General features: G+C 59.2%; 3 protein-coding genes. All 3 read left to right on the top strand.

What is annotated here, in order from left to right:
- A partial coding sequence (locus LH464_RS24245) for a 4Fe-4S binding protein (RefSeq protein ID WP_226788957.1) occupies positions 1 to 207 on the top strand: 207 nt, incomplete at its 5' end.
- Positions 200 to 487 carry a chaperone NapD gene (locus LH464_RS24240; protein ID WP_226788956.1) on the top strand — a complete coding sequence of 96 codons (288 nt, stop codon included), beginning with the start codon at positions 200 to 202 and terminating at the stop codon, positions 485 to 487. The genes LH464_RS24245 and LH464_RS24240, both read left to right, overlap by 8 nt.
- Positions 462 to 1,978, top strand: a 1,517-nt coding sequence (gene napA / locus LH464_RS24235) for a periplasmic nitrate reductase subunit alpha (RefSeq protein WP_226788955.1), incomplete at its 3' end; no start/stop codon positions are given. The genes LH464_RS24240 and napA, both read left to right, overlap by 26 nt.

The following is a 1,978-nucleotide window of genomic DNA, read 5'->3' as shown; positions in this document are numbered from 1 at the left end:
GCGGGTTGTCTGCCGGCAAACGGCGTGGACTGTCAGGCCTGCCGCGACCATTGTCCCACGGCTGCTATCAGGTTCCGCCCGCGCCTCGGGGGGCCTTTCCTGCCCGAGATTGATGAAGCTGCCTGCACCGGTTGCGGAGCCTGCATTGCAGTTTGCCCGGTGTCCGCGGTGACGGTCAAATTCCAAAGGGAGGCTGTCCATGCCTGAGAAAAGCGCGCGCTATTACGTGTCCAGTGCCGTCATTGTGGCACGCCCCAGCGCCGAAGCGTCAGTGAGCGCCATGCTTGACGCCATGGAAAATGTTGAGGTCTTTGCCGTCGAGCGGGGCAAGATCATTGTGGTTATCGAGGGGCGCACCAGCGGTCAGTTGGGCGCAACGTTGTCCGAAATCTCGGCAATGCCGGGGGTCGTGGCTGCAAACATGGTCTACGAACACGCAGAAGATGAAGAGGCAATCGAAGATGAGCGCAGAACTAACGCGGCGTAATCTACTGAAAGCGCATGCGGCCGGCATTGCCGCTGCGTCTGCCGGGATAGCGCTTCCAGCCTCAGCGCAACCCGTGCCGGGTGGTGTTGAGTCATTAGAGATCAAGTGGTCGAAGGCTCCCTGTCGCTTCTGCGGTACCGGCTGTGGCGTCATGGTAGGCGTCAAGGAAGGCCAGGTCGTCGCCACGCACGGTGATATGCAGGCAGAGGTCAATCGCGGCCTCAACTGTATCAAAGGCTATTTCCTGTCCAAGATCATGTACGGCGAAGACCGGCTGACAACGCCGCTCCTGCGCAAGCGCGGTGGCCAATATGCCAAGGATGGCGAGTTCGAGCCGGTGAGCTGGGACGAAGCCTTCGATGTCATGGCGGAACAGTGCAAAAAGGTACTCAAGGAAAAAGGGCCAACAGCCGTCGGCATGTTCGGGTCCGGGCAGTGGACGATCTTTGAAGGCTACGCTGCGACGAAGCTGATGCGTGCAGGCTTCCGTTCCAACAACCTTGATCCCAATGCCCGCCATTGCATGGCATCTGCTGCCTATGCCTTCATGCGCACTTTCGGCATGGACGAGCCGATGGGTTGTTATGACGATTTCGAGCATGCCGACGCTTTCGTGCTGTGGGGCTCGAACATGGCGGAGATGCATCCGATCCTGTGGTCACGACTTGCCGACCGGCGGCTTGGGTATGAGCACGTCAAGGTCGCGGTCCTGTCGACCTACACGCATCGGAGCATGGATCTCGCCGACATTCCGATGATCTTCAAGCCCGGCACAGACCTTGCGATCCTCAACTACATCGCCAACCACATCATCACCACCGGCCGCGTGAACGAAGAGTTTGTCCGAAACCATACGACGTTCATGAAGGGCGTCGATGACATTGGTTACGGGTTGAGGCCGGAGCATCCGCTGGAACTGAAGGCTGCGAATGCCGGCGACCCGACGAAAATGGAACCGATCGACTTCGAAGCGTTCAAGACGTTCGTCGCCGACTACACGCTCGATAAAACGGCGGAACTCACCGGCGTTGACAAGGGTTTCCTGGAGCAGCTCGCCGAGCTTTATGCCGATCCGAACCGCAAGGTCATGTCGCTCTGGACGATGGGCTTCAACCAGCATGTGCGCGGCGTCTGGGCAAACCAGATGGTTTATAACATCCATCTTCTGACGGGTAAGATCTCGGAGCCCGGCAACAGCCCGTTTTCTTTGACCGGCCAGCCCTCGGCCTGCGGCACAGCCCGCGAGGTCGGCACCTTTGCTCACCGCCTGCCCGCCGATATGACGGTCACCAATCCAGAGCACCGCAAGCACGCAGAGGAGATCTGGAAGCTGCCGGAAGGCATCATTCCTGAAAAGCCCGGCTATCACGCGGTGGAGCAAGACCGCATGTTGAAGGACGGCAAGCTCAGCTTCTACTGGGTACAGGTCAACAACAACATTCAGGCAGCACCCAATACGAGCAACGAGACCTATCAGGGCTATCGCAACCC

Origin of the sequence: Pseudorhizobium xiangyangii, from assembly GCF_020531965.1 — a bacterium.
Taxonomy (GTDB): domain Bacteria; phylum Pseudomonadota; class Alphaproteobacteria; order Rhizobiales; family Rhizobiaceae; genus Neorhizobium; species Neorhizobium xiangyangii.
The sequence above is the reverse complement of the archived record's forward strand: the minus strand, read 5'-3'. Positions and strand labels throughout refer to the sequence as shown.